The sequence below is a fragment of the Motilibacter aurantiacus genome, from assembly GCF_011250645.1.
In the GTDB taxonomy this organism is placed as follows: Bacteria; Actinomycetota; Actinomycetes; order Motilibacterales; family Motilibacteraceae; genus Motilibacter_A; species Motilibacter_A aurantiacus.
This window is the reverse complement of record NZ_JAANNO010000015.1, coordinates 43073-63368: the sequence shown is the minus strand read 5'-3', so window position 1 is coordinate 63368 and position 20296 is coordinate 43073. Positions and strand designations below refer to the sequence as shown.

Below are 20296 nucleotides of genomic sequence, written 5' to 3'. Positions count from 1 at the left end.
ATGAGCCTTCTCCTCTCGCCGCTGACCCTGCGCGGGACGACGCTGCGCAACCGCGCGTGGGTCGCCCCGATGTGCCAGTACTCCGCCGTCGAGGGCATGCCGAACGACTGGCACCTCGTCCACCTGGGCGGGCTGGCGCGAGGCGGCGCGGGCCTGGTGATCTCGGAGGCGACCGCCGTGACGCCGGAGGGCCGCATCTCCCCGGCCGACACCGGCATCTGGGCCGACGAGCAGGCCACCGCCTGGAGGCGGATCACCGACTTCGTCCGCTCGCAGGGCGCGGTCCCCGGCATCCAGCTGGGGCATGCCGGGCGCAAGGCCTCGACACAGCGGCCGTGGGCGGGCCGGGCGTACGTCGACCCCGCCGACGGCGGCTGGCCGACCGTCGGACCGTCCGCCGTCGCGTACGCCGACTGGCCCGTGCCGCGCGAGCTGACCCGCGCGCAGGTCGCCGAGGTCGTGCAGGCCTTCGCCGACGCGGCCCGGCGTGCCGACGAGGCCGGCTTCGAGGTCGTCGAGCTGCACGCCGCGCACGGCTATCTGCTCCACCAGTTCCTGTCCCCGCTGAGCAACCACCGCACCGACGAGTACGGCGGCAGCTTCGAGAACCGGTCCCGCGTCGTCGTCGAGGCCGTCGACGCGGTCCGCTCGGTGTGGCCCGAGTCGCGCCCGCTGCTGGTCCGGCTGTCCGCGACGGACTGGGCCCCGGGCGGCTGGACCGTCGAGGAGACGGTCCGGCTGTCCAAGGAGCTCGCCGGCCACGGCGTGGACCTCGTGGACGTGTCCAGCGGCGGGCTCGCGCCCGAGCAGCGGGTCGAGGTCGGCCCCGGCTACCAGGTGCCGTTCGCCCGCGCCGTGCGGGAGGGCAGCGGCCTGCCCACGGCGGCGGTCGGGCTCATCACCGAGCCCGCGCAGGCCGAGGCCGTGCTCGCCGAGGGCTCCGCGGACGCCGTGCTGCTGGCGCGGGCCGTCCTGCGCGACCCGCACTGGCCGCTGCGCGCCGCGGCCGAGCTCGGCGACGACGTCGCCTGGCCGGTGCAGTACGAGCGGGCCAAGCTCGCCTGACGGGCCGGCCTGGTCAGTCCTGCGCGGCGCGCGCTCGGTCGAGCGCGCGCTGCGCGCGTCCCACCGCCGTCCGGGCCTCGCGGGCCGCCGACTCGGCGGCCCGCCCGTCCAGGGCGGCCGCGGCGGAGCGGCGCTCGAGGTCGCGTACCTGCTCACGGGCCCGGTCCAGCTCGGCGGCGAGCTCGTCCGCGGCGGCTGCGGCGTCGGCGGCCGCCTGCTCCCGCTCCGTGAGCGACTCCTGCGCGGCCGACAGCGCCTGCTCGGCCCGGGCCACCTGCGCCGCGCGCTTCGCCTCGGCCGCCTTTCTGGCGTCCTCCCGGCGCTTTTCCGCCTCCGTGCCCGGGTCTTTCGCCCCGGCCTTCCGGGCAATTTTCCGGGACTTCTCGGCCGCGGCATTCGGGTAATTCGGCGCCGCGCCCCACCCGGACGGGTCAGACGCTGATAATTCTTCCGGGGCAGGCCCGAAGCCGGAGTGGCGCAGCCCGTGGGCGAGGGTTCCGGTGCGCACCCGCTCGGCGGCGGCGGGCTCGGCCAGCGCGGCGGCGAGAGTGTCCTGCGCCTCGGCCTCAGCGGTGGAGTCCACGCGGAGGCCGGCCTCCGCGGCCAGTCGGGAAGCACGGGCGACGAGCGCGGCGAGCACGCGGTTGCGCTGCGTCGACAGGGCGCGCAGGCCCTCCGCCGACAGCGTCGCGGCAGCCTCCTGCAGGGCAGGGCCGAGCGCGAGGAGATCCTCGAGATCGTCCGGGCGCCAGCGCGCGAGCGCATTGACCATCCAGGCCCCGGCGGTGGGGCGTCGCAGCGCGGCCAATTGCCGGGCCAGCTCGCGATCTTTGTCGCGACGGGCCGCAGAGATCATTTCGTCACGCGCTGCGACGAAATCGGTCGGAAGCAGCGTGTAGAGGTGCTGCGCGGCTACGGAGAGCTTCTGCTCAGGCGCCGTCGCCCCCTCGTCCGTGACGCCTGCCGGAGCACCGGGGCCGGGAGAGCCGTGCTCGGGCGCACCGGCGGCGGGCTTCTCCGCCTCACCTGCGCCTCGACCTGCGCCGCGTGCCGTCCGTGGCCGGGGGCCGGAGGTGCGAGCTGCCACGCAGGCATCGTGCCGCACCCGGACAGCTGCGGCGGGCGGGCGCGCCCGAGGGGCTGAGCCGTGCGGGCGGGGGCCCATGGCCCGGACCGGCTGACCGCCAGCCGGCTGCCGACCGACCGGCGACTGACAGCCGGCTGACGGGCGCCCCGGACGAGGCCGCTGGGACGGCTGCGGCGGGCTTCCCGCCGCGGCCCGGAGACGGAAGCGCCGCCCCGCTCGACGTGCCGTCAGGGGCACGTCAGGCGACGCGGCGCGACACGCAGCTCGTCAGAAGGGGGTCAGCCCTCCGCGCGAGGCTGCGGGACGCTGCCGAGCAGCGCCCGGACCTCGGTCTCGCGGTAGCGGCGGTGGCCGCCGAGGGTGCGGATCGAGGTGAGCTTGCCGGCCTTGGCCCAGCGCGTGACCGTCTTCGGGTCCACACGGAACATCGTCGCCACCTCGGCAGGGGTGAGCAACGGCTCGGACTCGGGCGTGCGAGCGGACATCCACGACCTCCTGTTTCCACGAGCCGACGTGCTCGGCCCGCTAGATAGATAGTGCGCGCCGCGACGGATGTCCGAAATGGCTCGGTCGGACTATTTCGAAGACTACGCGACGGGCTACCCCGATCGAGTGGCTACCGCGCACTGCGCCCGAAGAGGTCCGCTAGTTCGCTCGTTCGAGGGCCTGGACGGCTTCCCAGCGCCGCTCCAGCCGGGCGTACGCCGCCGCTGCCGCCGCTCCGTCACCGGACGCGAGCCGGGCCAGCACCTCGGCCGTGTCCCTGGCCGAGTGGTCGTCCTCGAGCGTCTGCCGCGGCAGCAGGTCCACCAGCCCGCAGTAGTCCAGCTCGACCCACGAGCGCGGGTGGAACTCCTCCAGCCAGCGGGCCACGTCCTCGACCTCGTCGAGCAGGTCGGCGTCGGGGGGCAGCGCCAGCGGGCCGCCCGGCCCCTCCGGGCCATCGGGCCCGGCCGGCCCCGGGGCCTCGTCGCCACCGCCGTCGCCCACGTCGCCGCGCAGCGCGGTGGCCCACACCTCGTCGGGAGTGAGGCGCAGGGTCCGCAGCGCACGGGCGGCGGCGCGGCGGGCCGCGGACATCGGGGTGCGGTAGCGCAGGTATCGCGCGGCGCCGAGGCTGAGCTCGCGCTCCGCGTCCGCCAGGAGCACCAGCCAGGCCAGCGGCACCTGCCAGCCGGCCGTGCGGACGTGGGGGCGCACATCCGGGTGGCCCGTGCGCCAGCGGGCATGGTCACGCTCGGCCTGCTCGAGCACCACCGGAGGCACGAACGCGTCGACCAGCCGCTGGGGGTACTCGGCCCGCAGGTCGGCGAGCGCCTCCCAGGCCCGCAGCCGGGGCTGCTCGGGGCAGACGTGGACGACCCCGGACCGCACGAGCACGTGGGCCTCGTCGGACTCGCGGGGGGGCACCACGACCGGGGGCGTGGCGGCGAGGCCGGCCAGCCGCAGGTGGCGGCCGTCGGCGCTGGCCGCGGCGCGGGCAGCCGGGCTGCGGTCGGCGTACGCAGCCCACCGGGACCGCTCGGGCTCGGGAAAGCCCGCGAGCGGCTCGTAGACACGCAACGCGGCCGTTCGAGGGAGGACGGCGCGCACGCGGGCATCCTGCGCCTGCCGGGTCGGCCGCGCAAGAGGGCGCGCGCGACGCGTCGACTGCTGATCGAGTCGCTATCGGCGCGGGTCGCCCTGTACCGTGGAGGGCACGACAGAGACGCACCTGCAGGGGCCGCTCCGGGGAGGAGCCGCCCCGCCATCGCATGAGGGGGTCGAGCCATGGGGCGTGGCCGCGCCAAGGCCAAGCAGACCAAGGTTGCCCGGGAGCTGAAGTACTCGAGCCCCAACACCGACTACGACGCCCTCCAGCGAGAGCTTGCAGGTGGTCCGTCCTCGGGTGTGAGCGCGCCGCCTGCTGCAGCACCGGACGACGACACCGACGAGTACGACGACGACCGCTGGTCGACGGCTCGCTGACGCTTCCCCCTCCGGCCCAGCCCTGACTCCAGGGCTGGGCCCGGGTGCGTCATGCCCGCGATGGCTCGGCCGAGGCCTTCCGCAGCACCGCTGCTGCGACGGGGCCCACCTGTTCGGCCGGCTCGCGGCCGCCACTCGGGCACGGGCCCACCGGGGACGACGTCGCGTGAGCCTGAGCGCCCGCCGGCGGGTACGCGGACGCCCCACGGGCGGGCCCGGTCGTGAGCGGCGCCGGGACCGGTCGAGCCCCGTCGCGTGTCCGGGCGAGGGGCGGTCAGCCCGCGTAGGCCCCGACGAGCTCCGCGCGCGGAGCCCCGGCGTCCACGGCGGGCACGACCTCACCGGCGACCCAGGCGGGCACCCCCCGCTCGGCTAGTAGCGCGACCGCCGCGTCCGCGGAGCCCTCGGGCAGCAGCGCCACCATGCCGACCCCCGCGTTCAGGGTGCGCTCGAGCTCGGGCTGCGCCACCTGGCCGACCTCGCCGACCAGCCGGAAGACCGGCGGCAGCGCCCAGGTCGAGCGGTCCAGGCGGGCCGTGAGCCCGGCCGGCATCACCCGCGCGAGGTTGGCGGCCAGCCCGCCGCCCGTGACGTGGGAGTACGCGTGCACCGGCAGCGTCCGCGCCAGCGCCAGGCAGTCCAGCGAGTAGATCCGGGTCGGCTCGAGCAGCTCCTCGCCGAGGGTGCGGCCGAGCTCGGCCACGTGGCCCTCCAGGGTCAGCCCGGCGGCCTGGCCCGCGGTGCCGAGCAACACGTGGCGCACGAGGCTGTAGCCGTTGGAGTGCAGCCCGCTCGACGCGATCGCGACGACGGCGTCCCCGGCCCGGACGCGCTCGGCGCCGAGCATGGCGTCGGCCTCGACCACGCCGGTCGCGGCGCCCGCCACGTCGTACTCGTCGGGCGAGAGCAGCCCCGGGTGCTCCGCGGTCTCGCCCCCGAGCAGGGCGCACCCGGCCAGCACGCAGCCGTCGGCGATGCCCTTGACGATCGCGGCGATGCGCTCGGGCACGACCTTGCCGCAGGCGATGTAGTCGGTCATGAACAGCGGCTCGGCGCCGCACACGACCAGGTCGTCGACGACCATCGCGACCAGGTCCAGCCCGATCGTGTCGTGCTTGTCCAGGCGCTGCGCGATCGCGACCTTGGTGCCCACGCCGTCGGTGCTCGTGGCGAGCAGCGGCCGCTCGTACGCCGTCAGCGCGCTCGCGTCGAAGAGGCCGGCGAAGCCGCCGATGCCCCCGAGCACCTCGGGCCGCTTCGCCCGGCCGACCGACTCGCGCATGAGCTCGACCGCGCGGTCACCGGCCTCGATGTCGACGCCTGCCGCGGCGTACGTGGAGCCGCTCACGGGCGCGTCAACGCGTCGGCCGCGCCACCGGGCAGCCCGACCGGCACGCCCTCGACGTCGGTCGGCGTGCCCGCGCCGCCCTCGGCCCGCACCCGGCCGGCGAGCCCCTCGAGCAGGTGCTTGCCCAGGCCCGAGTCCTCGGGAAGGCCCACGGGATAGCTGCCGGTGAAGCAGGCGGTGCAGAGCTTGTCGGCCGGCTGCTCGGACGCGGCGATGAGCCCCTCGAGCGAGACGTAGCCCAGCGAGTCCGCGCCGATCGACTGGCGCACCTCGTCGACCGACAGCCCGTTGGCGACGAGCTCGGCCGGGCTCGCGAAGTCGATGCCGTAGAAGCACGGCCACTTGACCGGCGGGCTGGAGATGCGCACGTGCACTTCGGCGGCGCCGGCCTCGCGCAGCATCCGCACGAGCGCGCGCTGGGTGTTGCCGCGCACGATCGAGTCGTCGACCACGACGAGCCGCTGCCCGGCGATGACCTCGCGCAGCGGGTTGAGCTTGAGCCGGATGCCGAGCTGGCGGATGGTCTGGCTGGGCTGGATGAAGGTGCGCCCGACGTAGGAGTTCTTGACCAGGCCGACGCCGTAGGGGATGCCGCTGCCCTGGGCGTAGCCGATCGCGGCGGGCGTGCCGGACTCCGGCACCGGGATGACCAGGTCGGCCTCGACCGGAGCTTCCTTGGCCAGCTGCTTGCCGAGCGCGACCCGCGCCGCGTGCACGCTGCGGCCGGCGATGCGGGTGTCCGGGCGGGCGAGGTAGACGTACTCGAAGACGCAGCCCTTGGGCTCGGCCGGGGCGAAGCGCGAGGAGCGCAGCCCGTGCTCGTCGATGACGAGCAGCTCGCCGGGCTCGACCTCGCGGACCAGGCTGGCGCCGACGATGTCGAGCGCGGCGGTCTCGCTCGCGACGACCCAGCCGCGGTCGAGGCGGCCGAGGACGAGCGGGCGGATGCCCTGGGGGTCGCGCGCGGCGTACAGCGTGGTCTCGTCCATGAAGACGAGGGAGTAGGCCCCGCGCAGCTGCGGGAAGACGCGGGCCGCGGCCTCCTCCAGCGGGATGTCGGGGTGCGACGCGAGCAGGGCCGCGATGAGGTCGGTGTCGTTGGTGGCTGAGATCGCGCTCTCCGGCCGGCGCGGGTCCGCCTCGGGCTGCGGCAGCTCCGACACCAGGCGCGCGAGGTCGGCGGTGTTGGTCAGGTTGCCGTTGTGCGCGAGCGCGAGGTGGCCGTCGGCGGTCGACCGGAAGGTCGGCTGGGCGTTGGCCCACGTGCTGCCGCCCGTCGTCGAGTAGCGCGTGTGGCCCACCGCGAGGTGGCCGCGCAACGTCTCGAGGTCGGACTCGCGGAAGACCTGCGACACCAGGCCCATGTCCTTGAGGACCACGATGGAGGACCCGGAGCTCACGGCGATGCCCGCCGACTCCTGTCCTCGGTGCTGGAGGGCGTAGAGCCCGAAGTACGCCAGCTTGGCGACCTCCTCGCCGGGGGCCCACACGCCGAAGACGCCGCACGCGTCCTGCGGCCCCTTCTCCCCGGGGAGGAGGTCATGGCTCAACCGTCCGTCGCCACGACCCACCCGGCCAGTCTAGGGGCAGCGCCCCGACGCCGGGCCAGGCAGCGGATCATTCGCCCGTGCGGCGCTCCAGCAGGACCGCGGCCAGCGCCCCGGCCACCCCTCCGATCGTGGCGAGCAGCGCGCCCAGGTAGATCAGCGCCGTCCCCGCGCCCGTGCCCTCGCCGGACCGGGCGAGCGCGAGCACGAACGCCAGCACGAGGCCGAGCAGGACGCCGGTCCAGATGAAGCGGCCGTAGCGGGGCGTACGCCTGACGATGCTCACGGGTCGACGGTACGGCCTGGCCGCAGGAGCGGCGAGCGCGCGCCGCTCCCACGCTCGGGGAGCGCCGGACGAAGAGCGGGCCAAACCAGCCGGCGATCCCGGCGCCGCGCGACGGGCGATGTGGTGGCACGCGCGGACGCCTCCCGCGGAGGCCGTTCGGAGGCCGCGTCGACAGCGCGCCGGCCCGGGCTCTGGGGGACTCGTGGTGCACCGTCGTTCCGCCGCTCGCCGGCGCCTGACCCTGGTGGGCCTGCTCTGCACCGCGCTCGCCGTGCCTGCGGCCGGCGCGGCCGCGTCGGGCCCCGCCCTCGGCGCGGGTGCGTCCGGGAGCCCGCTGCTCCGCGGCCTCGTCGACGCAGACCGGGACCGGACGGCGGTCGTCGCAGGGGACCGGCTCCGGGTGACGCCCGGCCCGGCGGCCGTCGCGGCGTCCGTGGCGCCGGCGGCCGCGCTCGCCGCGTCGTCCCCCGGCGGGGTCGACGCGCTGGTGACGTACGCGCCGGACGGCTTCGCCGCGGACAAGCGGGACGTCCTGGCCGCCGCACCGGGGGACGCGCGCCTCGTGCGGGACTACCCGCACCTGCCCGTGCACCTGGTCCACCTGGACGACGCCGCAGCACTGGCCGCCGTCGCGGCGTCCGGCGGCGTCCGGAGCGTGCAGCTGCCGCGGGCGTACGAGCGGCAGCTGGACCGGTCGCTGCCGCTCGTCGCGCAGCCTGTCGCCCACGCCGCGGGCGCGACCGGCGCCGGCACGTCGGTCGCCGTCCTCGACACCGGGGTGGACTACCGACGTAGTGCGTTCGGCAGCTGCTCGGCGCCTGGCGGTGCCTGCGCGGTGGCGGACGCCCGGGACTTCGCCCCCGAGGACGGCCTGCTCGACGCCCCCGACGGCCACGGGACCAACGTGGCCGGCGGGGGCATCCCCTCCTCCGGAAGGCGGGCCCGGGGGACAACCCCACCCCCCGCTGGTAGGAGGGCCGGACGTCGAGTTCGGCGGTCAGCAGGAGAGACGCGGGCCCGCCGTCCACGGGAGCGTTGAGGCGTCCGAACGACACCTCCTTCCGGCCCGTCAGCGACGGCCGGGGAACCGCCGGAGACGCCCGATGGAACGTACGACGCCCACCCTTCCCGCCCAGCCCTCGCGCCGTGCCGCCCGCGCACCGCGCGGCCGTGTGACCCGGGTCGCCGCGTGGAGCGCGGCCCACCGCAAGACCGCGCTCATCGCCTGGATCGTCTTCGTCGCCCTGGCCGTCGTGCTCGGCGGTGCCGCCGGCACGAAGACGCTGGAGGGCTCCGAGGACGGCAGCGGCGAGTCCGCGCGCGTGGACAAGATCGTCGAGGGCACGTCCTTCGGCGAGCGCCCCACCGAGAGCCTGCTGGTGTCCCAGCCGGACGGCGGCCAGGTCGGCCCCGAGGCCGAGGAGGCCGCCGCGGCCCTGCGGTCACGGGCCGGGGCGCTGTCCGAGGTGAGCGACGTCGAGGGCCCGATCCGCTCCCCCGACGGCACGACCCTGCTCGTGCGCGCGGTGCTCGCGGTTCCCGCGGACGCCGACTCCGAGCGGGCGGACGAGATCGCCTACGACGCCGTCCCCGCCGTGCAGGCGATGACCGCGGCGGTGCAGGCAGACCACCCGGGGGTCCGGGTGGAGCAGGTGGGCGGCGCCTCGCTGGGCCGCGCCGCGGACGAGCTGATCGGGGACGACTTCAAGCGCGCGGAGCTGACCAGCATCCCGGTGACGCTGGTGATCCTCGTCGTCGTCTTCGGCGCCCTCGTCGCGGCGGCCGTCCCGGTGCTGCTCGCGCTCTCCGCGGTGGGCGCGGCGATCGGGCTCTCCGCACTCGCGTCGCACATCGTCCCCGTCGGCGACCTGCTCGCCAGCGTCATCCTGCTCATCGGCATGGCCGTGGGCGTCGACTACTCGCTCTTCTACGTCCGACGCGAACGCGAGGAGCGCGCACGAGGGGCCAAGCCGCGTGACGCGATCGAGCGGGCCGCGGAGACCGCCGGGCACACGGTCGTGGTCTCCGGCATCGCGGTGATCGTGGCGATGGCCGGGCTCTTCCTCTCCGGCTCCGGCACGTTCGTCTCGTTCGGCATCGGCACGATCATCGTCGTCGCCGTCGCGATGCTCGGGTCGGTCACCGTCCTCCCCGCGCTGCTCGCGCTGCTCGGGGACAAGCTCGACCGGCCGCGCATGCCCTTCCTGCACAAGCGGGCCGGGCGGGCCGCGCGCATCGAGGCACGCCGGAACAGCGAGTCCCGCTTCTGGTCCTTCCTGCTCCGCCCCGTCCTCGCCCACCCGAAGGCCGCGCTGGTCGCCGCGGGAGGCGCGCTCCTCGTGCTCGCGATGCCCGTGCTCGGGCTGAAGCTGGGCAACACCGGGATGGACGACCTGCCGCGGTCGGTCGCCGAGGTCCGGGCGTACGACCGGCTCGTGGGCGCATTCCCGTCCGAGCACGACGCGCACACCGTCATCGTGGCGAGCACCGACGGGGCCCCGCTGGACGAGGCGGCGGTCTCGGCCGCCCTGAACGAGCTCGCCGGCACCGCGTCTCAGGAACCCGACTTCGCCCCTGTCGACGCCGCCGACCGCCCCGAGCCGGAGCTCTCCCGCGACGGCACGGTCGCCCGCATCGACGTGCCGATCGGCGGCAGCTCGCAGGACCGCGAGGGCAAGGACACGCTCGAGGCGCTGCGCGACCGGCTCGGCCCGGCGGCGCTCGGCGGGCTGGCCGGCACGACGTGGGGCGTCACCGGCGACACCGCCTGGACCGTCGACTTCATCGAGGTCCTCAAGGAGCGGCTCCCCGTCGTCCTGCTCTTCGTGCTCGCCCTGACGTTCCTCGTGCTCGTCGTGAGCTTCCGGGCCCCGGTCGTGGCCGCGGTGGCGATCGGGCTGAACCTGCTCTCGGTCGGGGCGGCGTACGGGCTGCTGGTCCTGGTGTTCCAGAACACCTGGGCCGAGGGGCTGCTCGACTTCCGCTCCAACGGGTCCATCGTCTCGTGGATGCCGCTGTTCTCCTTCGTCATCCTCTTCGGACTGTCGATGGACTACACGGTCCTCGTCGTCAGCCGGGTCCGCGAGGCCCTGCAGCACGGCGCCTCGGCGCAGGAGGCGGTCCGCACCGGCATCGTCCGGACGGCGGGCGTGGTCACCAGCGCGGCGGCCATCATGATCGCGGTCTTCGCGATCTTCGGGACGCTGCACCTGCTGGAGTTCAAGCAGCTGGGCATCGGACTGGCCGCGGCGATCCTGATCGACGCCACCATCGTGCGCGCGGTGCTGCTGCCGGCCGCGCTGGCCCTGCTGGGCGAGCGGGCCTGGGGCGGCCCGCGCTGGCTCGGAGCCCGGCCGGTCCGCCCGCTCGCCCCCGAGGGGAGCCGCCCGGGCCCGGAGCTGGTGAGCGCCTGACCCCTCCGCCCCTCCCCTCCCCCGCTGATCATGTCGACGTGGCGGGTTGCCCCCAGGCTGGGGACAACCCGCCACATCGGCATGATCACGCGCCAGGGGGGCGGAGGAGGGGGAGGTAGGGCGTGAGGTCGCTGCGCTCCCCGCTCGCCGACACCTGCGCGGCGGCCACCGCGTCGGCCCAGGAGAGCCCGCCGGTGGCGAGCGCGACCCACGTGCGGGCGTCGGTCTCGACGACGTTGGGCGGCGTGCCCCGGGTGTGCCGCGGGCCCTCGACCGCCTGCACGGCACCGTAGGGCGGGACGCGCACCTCGACGGTCCGGCCGGGCGCCCGGGCGGCGAGCTCCTCGAGCAGGAAGCGCGTGGCCACCTTCAGGTCCGTGGCGGCCGGCGCCTCGGCCGCGAGCACCCGCCCGACGGCGGCACGTCCCTCGGTGGGGTCCGTTCGGCGACGCGGTGGCACGACGACCGAGGCTACGCGCCGTCCCCCGGCTCTTGACGACCGCAACCCCGCGGCCTACGTTGTTGAGAGTTCAACTTCTGGAGGCAGCGGTGACCGACACGTCGACGACGACCACCGCCGAGGTGGGGGCGCGGATGCCGGCGCTCTACCTCGGCCACGGCGCCCCGCCGCTGCTGGACGACGCGCGCTGGTGCGGCGAGCTCAGCCGCTGGTCCGCCGCCCTGCCCCGGCCGGCGGCGATCCTCGTCGTGTCGGCGCACTGGGAGTCGGCACCCCTCAGCCTCAGCGCCTCCGCGCCCGGCACCCCGCTGGTCTACGACTTCGGCGGGTTCGCCGAGAAGTACTACCGGATGACGTACGCGACCCCGGACGCGAGCGCCCTCGCCCGACGGGTCGCCGCCGCCATGCCCGTCACCGTCGAGGTCCACCGGCACGCGAGCCGCGGGCTGGACCACGGCGCGTGGGTGCCACTCAAGGTCATGTATCCCGATGCACGCATCCCAGTTCTGCAGATGTCGCTGCCGACACTCGAGCCGGAGCGCCTGCTCGAGCTCGGCCGCCGGCTCCGGCCGCTGCGCGACGAGGGAGTCCTGATCGTCGGTTCGGGCTTCCTCACCCACGGGCTGCCGTTCCTGCGCGACTGGCGGGTCGACGCGCCCGCGCCCGGCTGGTCGGCGGAGTTCGACTCCTGGGCGGCCGAGGCCCTGGCCCGCGGTGACGTCGACGAGCTGGCGGCGTTCCGCGACCGCGCCCCCGGCATGCCGTACGCCCACCCGACCGTCGAGCACTTCGCCCCGCTCTTCGTGACCCTGGGCACGGCCACGGCGGCCGACGACGCACCGGAGACGACGGTCGAGGGCTTCTTCCTCGGGCTGGCGAAGCGCTCGTTCCAGGTGGCCTGACCCCCGGCGGGGCAACGCGACAGGGCGCCCCCGCGACTGCGGCGGCGCCCTGCCGGTGGTGCGGGCGCTCAGATGCGGAAGCGGGACACCGCCGCCTGAAGCTCACCGGACAGCTGCGACAGGCCGACGGCGGCCTCGCGCGTCTGCTCGACGTTGGTGGACGTCGTCTCGGTGGCCGCGGCCACCCCGCCGACGCTGCGTGCGATCTGCGACGTTCCGTTCGCCGCCTCGGCGATGCTGCGGCTCATCTCGCTCGTCGTGGCGTTCTGCTCCTCGACGGCTGACGCGATCGTCGCCTGGTAGTCGTTCACCTGGGCGATGATGGCGCTGATCTCCTCGATGGCGGAGACCGCGCCCGACGTGTCGGCCTGGATCGCCTCGACGCGGCGCGAGATGTCCTCGGTCGCGCGGGCGGTCTCCTGGGCCAGGTCCTTGACCTCGTTCGCGACGACCGCGAAGCCCTTGCCGGCCTCACCGGCCCGCGCGGCCTCGATGGTGGCGTTGAGCGCGAGCAGGTTGGTCTGCTCGGCGATCGAGGTGATGACCTTGACCACGTTGCCGATCTCCGCGCTGGACTCGCCGAGCTTGGTGACGGTCTCGGTGGTGTGCTGCGCGGCGGTGACGGCGCGGCTCGCCACGGACGCGGCGTCCCCTGCCGACTGCGCGATCTCGCGGATGGCAGCGCCCATCTGCTCTGCGCCGGCGGCGACGGTCTGCACGCTGTGCGAGACCTCGTCCGCGGTGGTGGCGAGCACCGCGGTCTCCTGGGCGGCGTCGGCGGACGCCGCAGCCATCTGCTCGGCCGAGCCGCTCGCGCGCGAGGACGCGTCGGACAGCGTGGCCGCGCTGGCGGCCAAGGTCGAGACGGTGTCGCGCACGGCGGCGACAGCTGCGTTGACGGCCGTCGACATCTCGGATACCTCGTCCTGGCCCTGGGCCTCGGCGCGCACGGTCAGGTCGCCGTCGGCGACGGCCCCGAGGACGTCGCGGACGGCGCCCAGCCGGCGGGAGACGCTGCGCCCGATGAGGTGGGCGAGGCCGAGCGCCAGCAGCAGCCCGACGACGAGCACGGCGACGATCAGGGTGCGCGCGCCCGTGGCCGTGGAGTGGGCGGACGCCGCCGCGGCATCGGCGAGCTCGACGTCGAGGGCGCCGAGGCCGTCGATCGCCTTGTTGACGTTCTCCTCGGCCGCGGTGAGCACCTGGATCTGCTCCTGCGGCGTGGAGCCCGCGTCGATCCCGGCCGGGATCTCCTTGCCGAGGACGAGGGAGTTGACGACCGCCTTGTAGACCGGCCAGTTCTCCTCGAAGAGCCCCGCCAGCTGCTTCCACTCGGCGCTCGCGTCGGGCTGTGTCGCGTACCCCCGGGCGGCGGCGTCGAGGTCGGCCTCGGCCTTCTCGACGGCGGCGGCGTACTCGGCCTTCTCCTCCCCGGTGCTGATCTCCATGAGGTACAAGGCACGGAAGAAGTCGGAGAAGGCGCCCTGCACCTCGACCAGGTTGCCGAGGCGCGAGATGTTCTCGCTGCGCAGGCTGTCGACGTCGTCGTCCAGGGTGCCCATGCGCGACCAGGCGACGGCACCGGTGACCACGGCCACCAGCCCGGAGACGAGGACGGCGAGCATGACCTTCGTGCCGATCCGGCGCCCGGCGATACGCGTCAAGGGTCTGCGTGCGGGTGCGGCCGCGGCGGGTGAGCTGCTCATCAGGCTTCTTTCTGACCCTGCGCGGCCGGTCCGCGCTCTGACCGGTCGTATCGGCACGCGGCGGCCGCAGCTGAACCGCTTCGCAGGGCTCGGGTGCCCACGGCGACCTGCCAGGAGTTCCTTAGCACCTGCCCAGCCCGGTCTTATCGCTCTCCAAGGGTCCGCGCCTCAACTGAAGGCTCAAGCACTGGTGCGACCGAAGGAGACAGCGATGAAGATCACCCGGGCCTCCGGCCTGGTCCTGGCCGCGACGACCGGCCTGGCCGGCGTCGGCGTGGGGGCGACGCTCGGCCCCGCCGCGGCGTCCGCCGCCTCCAGCAGCACGACGGCGGTGGGGGACCGCGTCACCGCCATCAAGCAGGCCCTCGCCGGCCTCGTCACCGACGGCACGATCACGCAGTCCCAGGCCGACAAGGTCGCGACCACTCTCGCGGACGAGCTGCCCCAGCGTGGGCCGGGCTTCGGCGGGCACGGCTTCGGCCGGTTCGGCGCCGGCCTGGACACCGCGGCGAGCGTCATCGGCGTGACCGAGGACGAGCTGCGGACGGCGCTCGAGAGCGGCAAGACCCTGGCCCAGGTGGCCGAGGGGAAGGGCATCAGCCAGGACGCCCTCGTGGACGAGCTGGTGGCGGCGGCGAAGGCCGAGCTCGCCGAGGCCGTGACGGCGGGCCGGCTGACGCAGGCGCAGTCGGACTCGATCAGCGCGGGCCTGGAGGCACGGATCACCGCCCAGGTGACGAGCACCCGCCCCCTAAGCGGCCCGGGCGGGCGGGGCCACCGCTTCGGCGGCGGCCCGAAGAGCGGGACGTCCCCCTCGGCGCCGTCCCCCTCGACCAGCCCCTCGACCAGCCCGTCGGCCGGCGCCACCACGAGCTGACACCCGTACGCGGTCGAGCCGCTGCGAGCCGTCGCCCCGGGCACCGGGGCGACGGCTCGCCGGCGTCACAGCCCCTTGCCTGTCGTGGTGGCCACCGTGAGCCAGGCGACCGCGAGGGCGCCGAGGCAGACGGCCGCAGCGGCGGGGCCGAGCACCGCCCACACGGCCAGCAGGGCGACGGGCACCGCGAGCACGGCTGCGCCGCGATGGCCTGTCACGAGGCGTCCCGTCCGGCCCCGCTGGGCTCGTTGCCGGTCGTCCGGTCCATGCAGGAGCGCTGCTGTCGTCATCCCTCCACGGTTCCCGGGGTACGTGGAAGGGGGCTGGAAGGTCCCTGCCGGCTGGCTGTGGGCTCCGGGCCCGGAGTCGGAGGGGCCGCGGCTCAGCCGGGGTGCGGGCGGTCCGCGGTCATGGCCGCCGCCCCGTTCCCCGTCGCGGCCGCGTGACCCCGTCGCCACGCGCGCTGTGCCGTCAGCGCCACGACGGCGGCCAGCACACCGAAGCCCGCGCCGGTGCTCATGGAGACCGACACGCCGCCGGCGTCGATCACGATCCCGGCGATCGCCGTTCCGCCCGCTGCTCCGGCGGTGTTGCTCATCGACAGCCAGGCCTGGGCCTCGTTGACCCGCGCGCGGGGGGCCAGGACGTCCACCAGGTTCTGCAGGATGAGCAGGGTCGGCGCGATGCACAGGCCCGACACGAAGAGCAGCAGCAGGAGCGGCGCCAGCGGCGGCGGGTCGGCCCGGAGCACGAGCCCCACGGCGGCGAGCCCGCAGGCGATGGCCACGAGGGTGAGGGGGAGCCGGCGCTGCTCGCCCTCGTGTCCCGCCAGGGCGCCGTAGAGCAGCCCGCCGATCGCGCTCCCGCCCGCGATCGCCGCGAAGAGCAGGCCGAGCGTCGACTCGTCGTCGAGGACGTCGCGCGCCGTGGACGCGATCGACGTGTCCACGCAGCCGAAGAGCAGAGCCAGGCACACCCCGACCGTGAGCAGCGCCGCCATCCCCGGGACGGCCAGGACGGGACGGTCACCCCCGGCCGCCGCGACCTGCTCCTCGGCCGGGACCGGGCGCCACGAGCGGGCCGCGTCGGTCGACGCGTACGCGAGCGAGCCGAGCCCCAGCAGCACGGACGTCACGATCAGCGGGACCGCCGGCCCGGTGGTGGTGAGCAGGAGCGAGAGCAGCAGCGGGCCGCCGATGAAGATCGTCTCGACCGCGACCGCATCGAGCGCGTAGCCCGCCCGGCGCCGGCCCTCGTCGGAGAAGATCACCCGCCACGCGGCCCGCATCGCCGGGGAGAGCGGTGGGAAGAAGGCTCCGCTCGACGCCGCGAGCAGGAGCAGCAGCGGGACCGGCGCGTCCGCGGCCGCTGTCAGGGCCAGCACGGCCAGCAGCAGCGCGGACACCACGCCGGTGGGCGCGATGACCCGCGCTTGGCCGAGCCGGTCGAGCGCCCGTCCCCACAGTGGCGACCCGGCCGCGGTGCCGAGGGCGTACGCGCCGGTGACGAGTCCGGCCTCGCCGTAGTCGCCGCGCACCTCGTTGACGAGCAGCACCGCCGACAGCGGCGCCATCGACAACGACAGCCGGGCGACGACCGCGGCGAGGAACGGGCGGGCCGCGCGCCCCGTGCGAAGGACGGAGACGTAGCCGGACAAGCCGCTTGCTGACACGACGGAACAGTGTGCCAAGCGAACCGGGGCGCCCTCACCCGGTCGAGGTACGGGCGCCCCGGGACGCTCAGTGCGCGTTCAGCGGGCTCGCGTCGCGCGCCGGCTCGAAGATCGCCGGCAGCGTCTCCGCGTGGGCGCGGCGCAGCTCCTCGACCGGGACGCTGAACTGGCCCTGCACGTCGAGCGAGTCCCCGTCCACCACGCCGATCCGAGCGTGCGGGAGTCGACGGGCGATGCACATATCGGTGAAGCGAACTTCCTCCGACCGCGGGACCACGACGATCGCCCGCGCCACCGACTCGCTGAAGAGGGCGACGAACGGGTCGATCCCCTCCGGCAGCCAGACCCGCGCCCCCCGCCCGCGGCGGATCGCCATCTCCACGAGCGCGACCGCGAGGCCGCCGTCGGCCAGGTCGTGCGCCGCCTCGAGCAGCCCGTCCCGGGACGCGTTGATCAGCACCTCGGCGAGCAGCTTCTCCGCCGCGAGGTCGACCTTCGGTGGCAGGCCGCCGAGGTGGCCGTGGAGCGAGTGCGCCCACTCGGACCCGCCGAGCTCGTCGCGCGTCTCGCCCAGCAGGTAGACCACGTCGCCCTCGGCGTCGAAGCCGATGGGGGTACGCCGGGTCACGTCGTCGATCACGCCGAGCACGCCGACGACAGGCGTCGGCAGGATCGCGACGTCCGCGGTGGAGTTGTAGAAGCTGACGTTGCCACCGGTGACGGGCACCCCGAGCTCGAGGCACGCGTCCGCCAGCCCGCGCACGGCCTCGGCGAACTGCCACATGACGTCGGGGTTCTCGGGGGAACCGAAGTTCAGGCAGTTCGTGACGGCCAACGGCTTCGCGCCGGTCGTCGCGACGTTGCGGTACGCCTCGGACAGCGCGAGCTGGGCACCGGCGTACGGGTCGAGCCGCGCGAAGCGCCCGTTGCCGTCCGTCGCGATCGCGATACCGAGCCCGGTCTCCTCGTCGACGCGGAGCATGCCCGAGTCCTCGGGCTGGGCCAGCACGGTGCCGCCGAGGACGTAGCGGTCGTACTGGTCCGTCACCCACGCCTTGGACGCGACGTTGGGGGCGGCGACGAGCCTGAGCAGCTCGGCCCGGAGCTCCTCGCCGGTCGACGGCCGCGGCAGCGACTCGGGCCCGGAGGCCTGCAGCGCGTCCTGGTCGGCCGGGCGGGCATACGGGCGCTCGTAGACCGGGCCCTCGTGGGCGACGGTGCGCGGCGGCACGTCGACGATGCGCTCGCCGTGCCAGTCGATCTGCAGCCGGCCGGTGTCGGTCACGCTGCCGATCACGGTTGCGGGGATGTCCCACTTCGCGCAGACGGCGAGGAAGCGCTCGATGTGCTTCGGCTCGACGCAGGCCATCATGCGCTCCTGCGACTCGCTCATGAGGATCTCCTCGGGAGCGAGCGACGGGTCGCGCAGCGGGACGCGGTCGAGGTCGACGAGCATGCCGCCGTCACCGGCGCTGGCCAGCTCCGAGGTCGCGCAGGAGATGCCGGCGCCGCCGAGGTCCTGGATGCCGACGACGAGGTCCTCGGCGAAGAGCTCGAGGCAGCACTCGATGAGCAGCTTCTCCATGAACGGGTCGCCGACCTGCACCGCCGGGCGCTTGGTCGGGCCGGTCGACTCGAACGTCTCGGACGCCAGCACCGAGACGCCCCCGATGCCGTCGCCGCCGGTGCGCGCGCCGAAGAGCACGACGAGGTTGCCGAGCCCGGAGGCGTGCGCGAGCTTGATGCCCTTGCCGTCCTCGCCGGGCTTGAGCACCCCGACGCAGAGCGCGTTCACCAGCGGGTTGCCGGCGTACGTCGGGTCGAACACGACCTCGCCGCCGATGTTGGGCAGCCCGAGGCAGTTGCCGTAGCCGCCGACCCCGGCGACGACCCCCGGAAGCACCCTTCGGGTGTCGGGCGCGTCGGCGGGGCCGAAGCGCAGCGGGTCCATGACGCCGATGGGGCGGGCGCCCATCGTCAGCACGTCGCGCACGATGCCCCCGACCCCGGTCGCGGCGCCCTGGTAGGGCTCGACGTACGACGGGTGGTTGTGCGACTCGACCTTGAAGACCGCGGCCCAGCCGCCGCCGATGTCCACGACGCCGGCGTTCTCGCCGACGCCCACGAGGAGCGCGTCGGTCTTCGGGGCCTTCTCGCCGAACTGGCGCAGATGGACCTTGGAGGACTTGTAGGAGCAGTGCTCGCTCCACATGACCGAGTACATCGCCAGCTCGCTCGAGGTCGGCCGGCGGCCGAGGATCTCGCGGATGCGGGCGTACTCGTCGTCCTTGAGCCCGAGCTCGCGGTAGGGCTGGGGCGCGTCCGGCGCGTCCTCGGCGGACTTGACGGTGTCGACGCTCACGCGCTCACCATCTCCTTCAGCACGGACGTGAAGAAGCCGAGCCCGTCGGTGGTGGGCCCGGTCAGCTCCTCGACCGCGTGCTCGGGGTGCGGCATGAGGCCCACGATGCGGCCGTCCTCCGACGCGACCCCCGCGATGTCGCGGTAGGAGCCGTTGGGGTTGTCGCCGAGGTAGCGGGCGACGACGCGCCCCTCCCCCTCGAGCCGGTCGAGGGTCGCCTCGTCGGCCACGAAGCCGCCTTCGCCGTTCTTCAGCGGGACGACGATCTCCTGCCCGGCGGAGTACGCCGAGGTCCAGGCCGTCGACGCGCTCTCGATGCGCAGCCGCTGGTCCTTGCAGACGAAGCGGCGCACGTCGTTGCGAATCAGCGCGCCCGGCAGCAGGTGCGCCTCGCAGAGGATCTGGAAGCCGTTGCAGATGCCCAGCACGGGCAGGCCGCGCCTGGCGCCGGCGACGACCTCGCTCATGACGGGTGCGAACCGGGCGATGGCGCCGCAGCGCAGGTAGTCCCCGTAGGAGAAGCCTCCGGGCAGGATCACGGCGTCGACCGACTTGAGGTCGGCGTCGCCGTGCCAGAGCGCGACGGCCTCGGCCCCGGCGATGCGTACGGCCCGGCGGGCGTCGCCGTCGTCGAGCGAGCCGGGGAAGGTGACGACGCCGACCCTCACGCGGGCTCCCCCTCCGGCAGGTGCACCGTGTAGTCCTCGATCACGGGGTTCGAGAGCAGCGTCTTCGCCGCCTCCTCGACCTTCGCGAGGACGTCGGGCGTCAGGGGCCCGTCGAGCTCCAGCTCGAACCGCTTGCCCTGCCGGACGCTCGCCACCCCCTCGAACCCGAGTCGGGGCAGGGCGCCGGCGATGGCCTGGCCCTGCGGGTCGAGAATCTCCGGCTTCAACATGACGTCGACGACGACGCGGGCCACGAGCGCTCCTGCGTGGATGGGGGTCGGCGGGTCCCAGCCTACCGGTCGCCCGCGGGGCTCCGACGCGACGAACGCATCGGCCCCCACCCGGCCGTGACTTCGAGCTGGACAGACACGCCGGCGGGGCGGACACGCCGGCCGGACGGAAGCCGCGGGCCCAGGGTCAGCCTCCGAGCTCGCCGCCTCCGGCTCCATGATCAGCAACGGGGTGCGGTTGGACGCCAGCGCCGGGCTGACGACCACCGGCCTCTCCTTCTCCCGCGGCGCTCGCCGCCGGCCATCCGGGCTTCGTCGCGGTCAACGGCAGGCTCAACGGCTCGGTCTCGAGGACGGCGTTCCACCTCAACCGCTCCGGCAGCCTGACGCTCGGCGGCGGCCGCGCGGTCGCGGCGACGTTCGCGATGGGGGCGAGCGCTCCCTCGAACGTCAGCTTCGCCGTCGTGGGCAAGCCCATCGCGCTCAGCCCGCCGTCCACGGGCTTCACGATCGACCGCTGCTACGACGCCTCGGGCAGCAGGTCGGCCGCCGTCCGGTTCCGCTTGTCGACCGACAGCGGCACGAGCTTCTCCTGCACGGCCACGGTCTCGACCTGGACGCGCACGTAGTCTCGCGGTCGACCTGCTGGAAGTGGGGGTTCGTCCCCCACCCCTGCAACTACCGGTGGGTGTAGCAGCCTGGCGA

General features: G+C 74.8%; 19 protein-coding genes. 6 read left to right on the top strand and 13 right to left on the bottom strand.

The genetic code is table 11. The features are described 5' to 3' along the window. A complete protein-coding gene (locus tag G9H72_RS18695) occupies positions 1 to 1065 on the top strand; it encodes an NADH:flavin oxidoreductase/NADH oxidase (RefSeq protein WP_166173956.1) in 1065 nt (354 codons plus the stop codon). A 13-nt stretch (positions 1066 to 1078) separates the two neighbouring features. Here G9H72_RS18695 and G9H72_RS18690 read toward each other — a convergent pair whose 3' ends face one another. The 3 genes from G9H72_RS18690 to G9H72_RS18680 all read right to left on the bottom strand — a co-directional run bounded on the left by G9H72_RS18690 (position 1079) and on the right by G9H72_RS18680 (position 3745). Then, entirely contained in the window at positions 1079 to 1921 is an 843-nt protein-coding gene (locus tag G9H72_RS18690) for a hypothetical protein (RefSeq protein ID WP_166173954.1), read from the bottom strand. 509 nt (positions 1922 to 2430) lie between these two features. Continuing rightward, on the bottom strand, positions 2431 to 2637 hold the full coding sequence (gene bldC / locus G9H72_RS18685) for a developmental transcriptional regulator BldC (RefSeq protein WP_166173952.1): 207 nt from the start codon (positions 2635 to 2637) through the stop codon (positions 2431 to 2433). Positions 2638 to 2797: 160 nt separating this feature from the next. Further along, positions 2798 to 3745: a hypothetical protein gene (locus tag G9H72_RS18680; protein ID WP_166173950.1), complete on the bottom strand. Its 948-nt coding sequence runs from the start codon at positions 3743 to 3745 to the stop codon at positions 2798 to 2800. 177 nt (positions 3746 to 3922) lie between these two features. Between G9H72_RS18680 and G9H72_RS18675 the strand changes: the two genes are divergently transcribed. Further along, complete coding sequence (locus tag G9H72_RS18675) at positions 3923 to 4120, top strand: DUF3073 domain-containing protein (RefSeq protein WP_166173948.1); 198 nt, start codon at positions 3923 to 3925, stop codon at positions 4118 to 4120. A 274-nt stretch (positions 4121 to 4394) separates the two neighbouring features. Here the strand turns inward: G9H72_RS18675 and purM are convergent, their stop codons facing one another. The 3 genes from purM to G9H72_RS18660 are packed head-to-tail and all read right to left on the bottom strand — an operon-like array spanning position 4395 to position 7301. Beyond that, entirely contained in the window at positions 4395 to 5468 is a 1074-nt protein-coding gene (gene purM, locus G9H72_RS18670; protein ID WP_166173946.1) for a phosphoribosylformylglycinamidine cyclo-ligase, read from the bottom strand. Further along, positions 5465 to 7039, bottom strand: a complete 1575-nt coding sequence (purF, locus tag G9H72_RS18665) for an amidophosphoribosyltransferase (protein WP_166173944.1) — start codon at positions 7037 to 7039, stop codon at positions 5465 to 5467. The genes purM and purF overlap by 4 nt, the downstream gene beginning before the upstream one ends. 46 nt (positions 7040 to 7085) lie before the next feature. Then, positions 7086 to 7301, bottom strand: a complete 216-nt coding sequence (locus G9H72_RS18660; protein WP_166173942.1) for a hypothetical protein — start codon at positions 7299 to 7301, stop codon at positions 7086 to 7088. A gap of 205 nt (positions 7302 to 7506) precedes the next feature. Here G9H72_RS18660 and G9H72_RS18655 point away from each other — a divergent pair, with 205 nt between their 5' ends. Both G9H72_RS18655 and G9H72_RS18650 read left to right on the top strand, forming a co-directional pair. Continuing rightward, positions 7507 to 8340, top strand: a complete 834-nt coding sequence (locus G9H72_RS18655) for a S8/S53 family peptidase (protein ID WP_166173940.1) — start codon at positions 7507 to 7509, stop codon at positions 8338 to 8340. A gap of 64 nt (positions 8341 to 8404) precedes the next feature. Continuing rightward, positions 8405 to 10714, top strand: coding sequence for an MMPL family transporter (locus tag G9H72_RS18650; protein WP_166173938.1), 2310 nt, complete (start codon positions 8405 to 8407; stop codon positions 10712 to 10714). Between the two features lie 85 nt (positions 10715 to 10799). Here the strand turns inward: G9H72_RS18650 and G9H72_RS18645 are convergent, their stop codons facing one another. After that, positions 10800 to 11174, bottom strand: coding sequence for a sterol carrier family protein (locus G9H72_RS18645; RefSeq protein WP_166173936.1), 375 nt, complete (start codon positions 11172 to 11174; stop codon positions 10800 to 10802). 134 nt (positions 11175 to 11308) lie between these two features. On the opposite strand from G9H72_RS18645, the gene G9H72_RS18640 reads away from it, so the two are divergent. After that, positions 11309 to 12076: a dioxygenase family protein gene (locus G9H72_RS18640; protein WP_166173988.1), complete on the top strand. Its 768-nt coding sequence runs from the start codon at positions 11309 to 11311 to the stop codon at positions 12074 to 12076. A 68-nt stretch (positions 12077 to 12144) separates the two neighbouring features. Here the strand turns inward: G9H72_RS18640 and G9H72_RS18635 are convergent, their stop codons facing one another. Continuing rightward, on the bottom strand, positions 12145 to 13740 hold the full coding sequence (locus G9H72_RS18635; RefSeq protein WP_231127455.1) for a methyl-accepting chemotaxis protein: 1596 nt from the start codon (positions 13738 to 13740) through the stop codon (positions 12145 to 12147). A 253-nt stretch (positions 13741 to 13993) separates the two neighbouring features. Here G9H72_RS18635 and G9H72_RS18630 point away from each other — a divergent pair, with 253 nt between their 5' ends. After that, positions 13994 to 14659: a hypothetical protein gene (locus G9H72_RS18630; protein ID WP_166173932.1), complete on the top strand. Its 666-nt coding sequence runs from the start codon at positions 13994 to 13996 to the stop codon at positions 14657 to 14659. Between the two features lie 65 nt (positions 14660 to 14724). Here the strand turns inward: G9H72_RS18630 and G9H72_RS18625 are convergent, their stop codons facing one another. The 5 genes from G9H72_RS18625 to purS form a co-directional block, all read right to left on the bottom strand. Further along, positions 14725 to 14877 carry a hypothetical protein gene (locus G9H72_RS18625; RefSeq protein WP_166173930.1) on the bottom strand — a complete coding sequence of 51 codons (153 nt, stop codon included), beginning with the start codon at positions 14875 to 14877 and terminating at the stop codon, positions 14725 to 14727. A gap of 164 nt (positions 14878 to 15041) precedes the next feature. Beyond that, positions 15042 to 16331, bottom strand: a complete 1290-nt coding sequence (locus tag G9H72_RS18620) for an MFS transporter (RefSeq protein ID WP_166173928.1) — start codon at positions 16329 to 16331, stop codon at positions 15042 to 15044. A 67-nt stretch (positions 16332 to 16398) separates the two neighbouring features. Then, on the bottom strand, positions 16399 to 18693 hold the full coding sequence (gene purL, locus G9H72_RS18615; protein ID WP_166173926.1) for a phosphoribosylformylglycinamidine synthase subunit PurL: 2295 nt from the start codon (positions 18691 to 18693) through the stop codon (positions 16399 to 16401). Then, a complete protein-coding gene (gene purQ / locus G9H72_RS18610) occupies positions 18690 to 19361 on the bottom strand; it encodes a phosphoribosylformylglycinamidine synthase subunit PurQ (protein WP_166173924.1) in 672 nt (223 codons plus the stop codon). The genes purL and purQ overlap by 4 nt, the downstream gene beginning before the upstream one ends. Then, positions 19358 to 19615, bottom strand: coding sequence for a phosphoribosylformylglycinamidine synthase subunit PurS (gene purS / locus G9H72_RS23225; RefSeq protein ID WP_166173922.1), 258 nt, complete (start codon positions 19613 to 19615; stop codon positions 19358 to 19360). The genes purQ and purS overlap by 4 nt, the downstream gene beginning before the upstream one ends. Between the last annotated feature and the right edge of the window lie 681 nt (positions 19616 to 20296).

Coding starts and splice junctions, on each gene's coding strand:
- G9H72_RS18695 (WP_166173956.1), top strand. CDS start 1: ATGAGCCTTCTCCTCTCGCCGCTGACCCTGCGCGGGACGACGCTGCGC.
- G9H72_RS18690 (WP_166173954.1), bottom strand. CDS start 1,921: ATGATCTCTGCGGCCCGTCGCGACAAAGATCGCGAGCTGGCCCGGCAA.
- bldC (WP_166173952.1), bottom strand. CDS start 2,637: ATGTCCGCTCGCACGCCCGAGTCCGAGCCGTTGCTCACCCCTGCCGAG.
- G9H72_RS18675 (WP_166173948.1), top strand. CDS start 3,923: ATGGGGCGTGGCCGCGCCAAGGCCAAGCAGACCAAGGTTGCCCGGGAG.
- G9H72_RS18650 (WP_166173938.1), top strand. CDS start 8,405: ATGGAACGTACGACGCCCACCCTTCCCGCCCAGCCCTCGCGCCGTGCC.
- G9H72_RS18640 (WP_166173988.1), top strand. CDS start 11,309: ATGCCGGCGCTCTACCTCGGCCACGGCGCCCCGCCGCTGCTGGACGAC.
- G9H72_RS18630 (WP_166173932.1), top strand. CDS start 13,994: ATGAAGATCACCCGGGCCTCCGGCCTGGTCCTGGCCGCGACGACCGGC.